The following is a 1,869-nucleotide window of genomic DNA, read 5'->3' on the forward strand; positions in this document are numbered from 1 at the left end:
CCCGCTGCCCGGGGTGGGTGCGGGGGTTCTGTCGGCCTGGGCCAGAACGGATGCCCCGGTCGCGGGCAGGGTCTGCGCATGGCCGGGCAGGGCGGTCGGGATCAGCGCGGCGGCGAGGGCCAGGCTCAGGATCGGCTTCATCGAACGGCAATGCCCCGCGGATTGGGTGATGTCGGGTGGCGGCCCCAAAGGCCGGGCCGGCCGGCCCCGGCGTCACATGTTGGGATAGTTGGGCCCGTCGCCGCCCTGCGGCGTGGTCCAGACGATGTTCTGGCTGGGGTCCTTGATGTCGCAGGTCTTGCAGTGGACGCAGTTCTGGAAGTTGATGACGAAGCGCGCGCCCTCGGGCACCGACCTGTCCTCGACCACCTCGTAGACCCCGGCCGGGCAATAGCGCTGCGCGGGCTCGGCGTATTCCGGCAGGTTCACCCGGATCGGGACCGTCGGGTCCTTGAGCTTCAGGTGGCAGGGCTGGCTTTCCTCGTGGTTGGTGAAGGAAAAGGCCACGTTGGTCAGCCGGTCGAAGCTGAGCTTGCCGTCGGGGCGGGGATAGTCGATCGGGCGATAGTTCTTCGCCGGCCGGGTCGCCGCCGCATCGGTCTTGCCGTGCTTCCAGGTCCGCAGGAGGTTGCGGTTGAAGAGGCTGGCGATCCACATGTCCATGCCGCCAAGCGCAAGGCTGCCCATCATGCCCGTGCGCGACCACGCCGGCTTGACGTTGCGCACCCGCTTGAGGTCCTGCGCGATGGGGCCCGAGCGCACGTCGGCCTCGTAGTCCGCCAGCTCGTCGCCCGCGCGCCCCGCGGCGATGGCCGCCGCCGCCGCATCGGCCGCCGCGATCCCCGACAGCATGGCGTTGTGATTGCCCTTGATGCGGGGGACGTTCACCATCCCGGCCGAGCAGCCCAGCAGCATCGCGCCCGGCACCGTCATCTTCGGAAGCGACTGCCAGCCCCCTTCGCTGATCGCCCGCGCCCCGTAGGCCACGCGCTTGCCGCCTTCCAGCAGGTCGGCGACGACCGGGTGGTGCTTGAAGCGCTGGAACTCGGCATAGGGGTAGAGATAGGGGTTCTCGTAGTTCAGGTGGACCACGAAGCCGATGAAGACCTGGTTGTTCTCGGCGTGGTAGATGAAGGACCCGCCGCCCGCGTTCTTGCCCAAGGGCCAGCCCATCGTGTGGACGACCGTGCCTTCCTTGTGCTTGGCCGGGTCGATCTCCCAGATCTCCTTCATGCCGATGCCGAACTTCTGCGGCTCGTGCCCGGCGGACAGGTCGTGGCGCTCGATCAGCTGCCTGGCGAGCGACCCGCGCACGCCCTCGGCGATCATCACGTACTTGCCGCGCAGCTCCATCCCCGGCTCGTAGGCAGGGCCGGGGGTGCCGTCGGGCTCGCGGCCCATCTCGCCCGCGACCACGCCCGCCACGCGCCCGCCGTCCATCACCAGCTCGGATGCGGCCATGCCGGGGAAGATCTCGACCCCCAGCTCCTCGGCCTGTTCGGCCAGCCAGCGGCAGACATTGCCCATGCTGACGATGTAGTTGCCGTGGTTCGACATCAGCCGCGGCATCGGCCAGTTCGGGATGCGGACCGAGCCCGCAGGCCCCAGCACCACGAAGCTGTCCGAGGTGACCTCGGTCTTCACCGGCGCGCCGCGGTCCTTCCAGTCGGGGATCAGCGCATCAAGCCCGATCGGGTCCAGCACCGCGCCCGAAAGGATATGCGCGCCCACCTCGGACCCCTTTTCCAGCACCACAACGTTCAGATCCGCGTCGATCTGCTTCAGCCGGATCGCCGCCGACAGGCCCGCAGGCCCCGCCCCGACGATCACAACGTCGAAGTCCATCGATTCGCGTTCGATCGTGCTCAT

Annotated in this window: 1 protein-coding gene; it reads right to left on the minus strand. The window is 68.8% G+C overall.

Annotation, left to right across the window (positions count from 1 at the left end; translation table 11 throughout):
- Window positions 1–213: 213 nt before the first annotated feature.
- The coding region (locus tag Q4F04_RS15790; protein WP_303370736.1) for an electron transfer flavoprotein-ubiquinone oxidoreductase at window positions 214–1,869 on the minus strand (1,656 nt) is incomplete at its 5' end.

The organism is Paracoccus sp. (in: a-proteobacteria), assembly GCF_030536915.1.
GTDB lineage: Bacteria > Pseudomonadota > Alphaproteobacteria > Rhodobacterales > Rhodobacteraceae > Paracoccus.